At 61.0% G+C, this 6,000-nt stretch carries 6 protein-coding genes; 4 read left to right on the plus strand and 2 right to left on the minus strand.

Going from position 1 to position 6,000, the window contains the following annotated elements; all coding sequences use genetic code 11:
• Positions 1 to 143 precede the first annotated feature (143 nt).
• The gene (locus L981_RS22470) at positions 144 to 719 is read left to right on the plus strand and encodes a nucleoside 2-deoxyribosyltransferase (RefSeq protein ID WP_043621319.1); all 576 of its coding nucleotides are present in this window, start codon (positions 144 to 146) and stop codon (positions 717 to 719) included.
• A 34-nt stretch (positions 720 to 753) separates the two neighbouring features.
• On the opposite strand, the gene L981_RS22475 is transcribed toward L981_RS22470, so the two are convergent.
• Positions 754 to 1,446: a pentapeptide repeat-containing protein gene (locus tag L981_RS22475; RefSeq protein ID WP_043621349.1), complete on the minus strand. Its 693-nt coding sequence runs from the start codon at positions 1,444 to 1,446 to the stop codon at positions 754 to 756.
• A 241-nt stretch (positions 1,447 to 1,687) separates the two neighbouring features.
• Positions 1,688 to 2,764, minus strand: a complete 1,077-nt coding sequence (locus L981_RS22480) for a LysR family transcriptional regulator (RefSeq protein WP_197067184.1) — start codon at positions 2,762 to 2,764, stop codon at positions 1,688 to 1,690.
• Between L981_RS22480 and L981_RS22485 the strand changes: the two genes are divergently transcribed.
• From L981_RS22485 to L981_RS22495, 3 genes are all read left to right on the plus strand, one after another.
• Positions 2,751 to 3,299, plus strand: a complete 549-nt coding sequence (locus tag L981_RS22485; RefSeq protein ID WP_245281688.1) for a LysE family transporter — start codon at positions 2,751 to 2,753, stop codon at positions 3,297 to 3,299. The two genes, L981_RS22480 and L981_RS22485, sit on opposite strands and share 14 nt — an antisense overlap.
• A gap of 104 nt (positions 3,300 to 3,403) precedes the next feature.
• Complete coding sequence (locus L981_RS22490) at positions 3,404 to 4,801, plus strand: PLP-dependent aminotransferase family protein (RefSeq protein ID WP_043621327.1); 1,398 nt, start codon at positions 3,404 to 3,406, stop codon at positions 4,799 to 4,801.
• Between the two features lie 175 nt (positions 4,802 to 4,976).
• The gene (locus tag L981_RS22495) at positions 4,977 to 5,390 is read left to right on the plus strand and encodes a DUF983 domain-containing protein (RefSeq protein ID WP_043621329.1); all 414 of its coding nucleotides are present in this window, start codon (positions 4,977 to 4,979) and stop codon (positions 5,388 to 5,390) included.
• The last annotated feature ends 610 nt before the right edge of the window (positions 5,391 to 6,000 follow it).

A 6,000-nucleotide genomic window follows, 5' to 3' on the forward strand; every position in this document is an offset into this window, starting at 1 on the left:
CATTCTCCACGTCCTGGGATTGGACGAAGGCGATCTGGGCCACCGGCGTCCCGAGCTCCAAAAATCCGTGGGCAAGCTGACGTCCATGGCTAGGCTCTTGGCTGCAGCTCTCCTAGATTGGCCGCTCGAAAATGTGAGGAGGAATGCGCGTGAAAGTCTATCTCGCTGGCCCGGAAGTGTTTCTGCCCAATGCGGCTGAGATCCAGAAACTGAAGGCGGAACTGGCGCGCGCTGCCGGGTTTACGCCGCTGGTGCCGGGCGATCTCGAGATCCCGCCGGCTCCGACCAAGCATCAGCGCGGCCTTGCAATCTACGCCGTCGACGAAGGCATGATGCTTGCCGCCGACTTGATCATCGCCAACCTGACGCCGTTTCGCGGCATCAGCGCCGACGTCGGCACAGTGTTCGAACTCGGCTTCATGTGCGGCCATGGCAAGCACGTCTATGCCTATACGAACACCGCCCGCAGCTACTACGAGCGCATCCTGCATGACCACTACCGCGGAAAGGCCGCCTTGCGCCCCGACGGCCGCATGGCCGGTCCGGACGGGATCAGCATCGAAGACTTCGATATGGCCGACAACCTGATGCTCGACGGCGGCGTTCTGCGACGGGAAGGCAGGCTCGTGCAGCGCGAAGTGCCCGAGGCTGATCGCCTGACCGACTTGCAAGCCTTCAAGGAATGCCTTGCGCTTGCCGCCAAGCAGCACCTGGCATAACGGCCGGCCGGAAGCCGGGGCTTTGTGACGGGAATTAGTCGCTGGCGCAGGGCCAGCCCGCCGGCGTATTCATGCCGGCGGGAAGCTTGGTCGAGCTGTCGCCGCAGGTCATGTCGACCTGCTCCTGCTCAAGTCCGGTTGCCTCCGACAGGTCGACGCCCTCGATACGCGTCAGGAACATGAACGCGCCTTGGAAATCGATCGGGCCGGAAAAACTCGTGCTGGTCAGGTCCGCGCGCGAAAGGTTGGCGTGCGTAAATCGGGTTCCGGTGAGCTCCGCCTTGTCGAAATTGGCTCGGCCCAGTTCGGCTTTCTCAAAGCTTGCGCCCGTCAAGCGGGCGCCGCTGAAATTGGCCCGCTGCAGCTCGGAGTTCACGAACGATGCCTTCTCGGCGGACACGCCGGCAAAGTTGCAGCGATAGGCTTCGATCTTGGAGAAGTTCGCGCCATTCGCCGTCGCTCCGGCAATCGAGGATCGAACCAGAGTTGCCTTTTCCAGATTGGCTTCCGTCAGGTTCGCGCCGCGCAGATCCGTCAAGGTGAAGTCGGTGTTGACGAGATTGGCACCCTGAAGGTCGCTACCGCCGAGCATAAGCGCTTTCTTGTTGCAGTCGGTCCAATCGGCTCCGGGCGATGCCGAATCCTTACAACTGGCGGCTTGCGCCATCGACGGCGCCGCGAACGCGACAAGGCCCAAAGCCGCCGCCGGAACGACCAGTCCTTTCATGACGTCGGCCACGATCCTCGATGCCGTTGCGCGGGCCGGGCGCAGTGTACCGCGCTCCTGGCCGGGATTGATTTTGAGGATGTTCATGGCGCCGCTCCAGGACCCGAAGGTCGAATCGATTGCATATAAGGTGCTTCGTGCGCCTTTCCGCCGACTGACATCGCCGGTCATGCGCACGTCTTCGTTAAACGTATGACGTTGCTCGCCTTTATGCAAATGACAGAAATGAAAACGGTCCGTTTCAGATCGATACGTCCAGCAGCCAGTCGCGCAACGCCGCGCTCGGTCCGCGCTCGCCGATCGATGCCGACGACAGCAGATGATAGGCCGAACCGTCTTCGAAAAAGCCGCACGGCGCGACCAGGATGCCATTGTCGATATCGTCGCGGACAAGCTGCCAGGGCCCGATCGCGACGCCAATCCCGGCGATCGCCGCCTGAAGGCTGATGTAGAAATGCTCGAAGACATGGCCGCGCTGCTCCGGGGCGGCACAGCCGACCATTTTCGCCCAGGTCTCCCACGCTTCTGGTCGCGTTCGCGTATGCAAGGGGATCGCATTCTTCCGCAATTTGGGCGAGGAGCCGACCTCGGCTGCGTCGAAAAACGCGGCGACCTTGTCTGCGCGGCAAACCGGACCTATTCGCTCCGGAAAAAGCCGCACCACATGAGTGCCCTCCGGCCAGGGGAAATCGTCGCGACGGATTGCCAGATCGATACCCCGCCCCAAGGGTACCGGCCCGCCACCCGCAACGAGATGGACGGACACATCCGGGTGCAGCACCTGGAAATTCGGAAGGCGCGGTATCAGCCAGCGCATCAGAAGTGTCGGCTCGCAGGAGACCACCAGCGCCGGCGTTCGCGACACTTCCCTGATCTCCCGGACGGCATTCTCCACCAGACCGAAGCCTTCGCGCACGGCCGCCGCCAGCTTCCGCCCGGCTTCCGTCAGGAAGACACGCCGGCTGCGGCGCTCGAACAGCGCCACGCCGAGATCGTCTTCGATAAGGCGGACTGCGCGGCTGATGGCGCCATGCGTCAGATGCAGCGCGTCTGCAGCGCGACTGAAGCTCTCAAGTCTGGCTGCCGCCTCGAAACACCGCAGCGCCGCAAGCGGCGGAAGCCGCGACGCTTTTATCTGTGAGTAAAACTCACCGAAATCGTCAGAACTCATCGTTAGTCGTTTCTCATCGATCAAACTATTGAAGCAGTAATGAAAGAGACGAACGGGAAAAACAATGACCGAACTGTTAGCTGTAGTGACCATTACAATCTTCGCCGTCGTCAGTCCGGGGCCGGATTTCGCGATGGTGACGCGCAACAGCCTGCTCTTGTCGCGACGGGCCGGCGTCTTGACCGCGCTCGGTATCGCCGCAGGCGTCTGGGTCCATGTCGCCTATACTCTGCTCGGCGTCGGCCTTCTGATCCGTCAGTCTCTGCTTCTCTTCACCCTGCTGAAACTCGTCGGCGCCGCCTATCTGATCTGGCTCGGCATCCAGATGCTGCGCGCCAAACCGGCCGAAGAGGCTGGCATGACCGCACCTCCTGCGCTCTCCGATCTCGGCGCGTTGCGTATGGGGTTTCTGACCAATGCGCTCAATCCGAAAACGACGATCTTTGTCGTCAGCCTTTTCATGCAGGTCGTCGAGCCGACCACGGCGCTGCCCGTCCAAATGGCTTACGGAGCGTTCATCTCTGCCGCACATCTAATCTGGTTTACGATCGTCGCCCTGTTCTTTTCGTCGGGCAAAGTACGACTTCGCCTGATTGCGCTTCGCCATTGGATCGATCGCACCTTCGGTGCCCTGCTCGTCGGCTTCGGTGTATTGCTGGCAACGGCGAGCGCGTCACGCTAGGTGACGCTTGGTCGCGGCGTGCCGCTTGCCTTCTCCGCTACGAGCACTTGCCTGAACCGCGGAACGCATGCAATATCCATACAATTCAGCATGAGGTATTCGCGATGGCGGACGAGCGCTTGGGAATTTCGTGGCAACCGGCAATCCGCAAATCGGATGGGCCGCTCTATCTCGCCATCGCCGATGCCATCGCGGCGGATATCGGCGAAGGGCGCTTGTCCGAAGGGATGCGCCTGCCGCCGCAGCGCACGCTGGCCGAGGCGCTCGGGATCGACTTCACCACAGTCAGTCGCGCCTATAACGAGGCCCGACATCGCGGCCTCGTCGAAGGCCGGGTCGGCCAGGGCACCTACGTGAAAACGCGACGTGTAAGAGCCAGCGGCACGCCGACCGGCGGCCCCGTCGACATGAGCATGAACCTGCCGCCGTTGTTCGACGACCCAATTCTCGCCACTCGTCTCTGGGACGACATGGCGGCGCTGCAGGCCGATCACGGCCTTGAACTGCTGATGCGATACCAGCCGCCGGGCGGCGCCCTGCACAATCGCACGACAGGGGCCGCGTGGCTGAAATCCAGGCTGGGCGAGGTTCCGGCGGAGCGCGTGCTGATTTCCGCCGGCGCGCAAGGGGCTCTGCTTGCGACGCTTGGCAGTCTCACCAAAGCCGGTGACATGATTTGCGCCGAGGCTATTACCTATCCCGGCCTCCGCGCACTGGCAGCACACCTCGGCATCAGGCTGCACGGCCTCGCGATGGACAGCGAAGGCCTCTTGCCCGAAGCATTCGAAGACCTCTGCGCAAAGGAGACGCCGAAAGCGCTCTATTGCAATCCGACGCTTCACAATCCCACGACGACGACACTTTCGCTTGAGCGGCGCCAGGCGATCGTCACTATCGCCAGGCGGCACGACGTAGCGATCATCGAAGACGATGCCTATGGCGCTCTTCCCGCTTCCGCACCGCGCCCGCTGGCGGTGCTGGCGCCGGACCTCGTCTACTATGTCGGCGGTCTTGCAAAATGCCTGTCGCCCGCCTTGCGCATCGCCTATCTCGTCGTTCCGGACAGCCGAAGCTCTGTCCGCGTCGAGGGCGCGATCCGCGCCACGGTCGGCATGGCGTCCCCTCTTGCGGCCGCAATCGCCACGCGCTGGATCGAGGACGGGACGGCTGACGCCGTGCTCGCAGCCATTCGCAGCGAGACCGCGGCGCGACAGCGCATCGTCTCCGAGCTTCTTCCTGCCAACGTCGCTCAAACGAACCCGGACGCCTTCCACGCCTGGCTGCACTTGCCATCCCCCTGGACACGCGGCGAACTGAGCGCGCGATTGCAGGCGGCCGGGATCAGCGTCGTTGCAAGCGACGCCTTTGCACTCGGTTCGCCACCGGAAGCCGTCCGCCTCGGCCTCGGCGCTGCTACCAGCCACGCGGAGTTGCGCCGCAGCCTTCTCGTCATCACTGACCTTATCGGCCAGCCCCCGGCCGCTTCCAGCTTCGTGGTGTAAACGCCAGCGGCGAAATTGTCGCACATATGTATGCATACAATAAATTGACAATGTATGTTTTTCGGCGCCTAATCTTGGCAAGCCTGAGACGGCCCCGAGAAAAGGCTGGCCGCCTATCCAGGCAATTTCGGCGCAAAACCCCAAGCGCCAACAAGGACGCCTGAAAGGAACATAGATGTCTTCCGATAGTGACTGGCCGCCAATCCCACCCATGCAGACCGGCTTGCGCGGTCGCTGCCCCCGCTGTGGGCAAGGGCACCTCTTCAACGGCTTCCTGAAGATGCGCAAGGAATGCGAAGTCTGCGGCCTGGATTACTCCTTCGCCGATCCGGCCGATGGCCCTGCATTCTTCGTCATCTGCTTTGCCTGCGTGCCCAGCGTCTTTCTTGGCGTCTGGCTCGAAGTTCAGTACAGCGCGCCGCTCTGGATACACCTGCTGGTGACCGGCCCCTTCATGCTGCTGACCTGCATTCCGCCGCTTCGCCCCCTCAAGGGCTGGCTCGTCTCAAGTCAGTTTTTCTACAAAGCCGAGGAAGGCAAGGTCGTAAGGCGAAACACCGAGCCGTCTGCTGCGGCGACGACGCGGTAGATCTTCGAAGGCCACTCCCGGGCGCCCGAGAAGGCCAAAAACCTCCGAATACACCCCTAGAAAATAATTGCGCCGCCAACTGTTGATAGTTGGCGGCGCTTTCACCGGAAGCCTCTCTTCTCAAAGGCCGGCTCTACGTAAAATAACAAAATTAAGACGTCAATCTGCAAACTGTGAAGTTTTTATGAGAGCATTTTGTCATATGAAGACTTCGTCTTTAATATAATTCGGATTCATTACTATCATTTGTAAGATAATCTTATTTTAGAAATATACGATAGTTGCCCATATGCAACAGTTTATAGTAATAGCTATTAACAAACGTCCAAAACGCGTTTGTAGCATAACTGTCTTGTTTTTTGTGATAGCGGTGACGCCGCTGCCCGCTGCGAGTCATCGCAGTGGTTCATTTCGTAGCAGCGCGAGCGAGGTAACCGATAAATCTCTGGGGGACACCAGGGCCGGGCCTTGTTGACCTTGATAACCATTAGAGAGATCGATCGAATGACTATCAAAAGCCTTCTTCTCGGCTCCGCTGCTGCTCTCGCAGCAGTTTCCGGCGCCCAGGCAGCCGACGCAATCGTCGCAGCCGAGCCGGAGCCCATGGAAT

It is taken from the genome of Ensifer sp. ZNC0028 (assembly GCF_000799055.1).
GTDB lineage: Bacteria > Pseudomonadota > Alphaproteobacteria > Rhizobiales > Rhizobiaceae > Ensifer.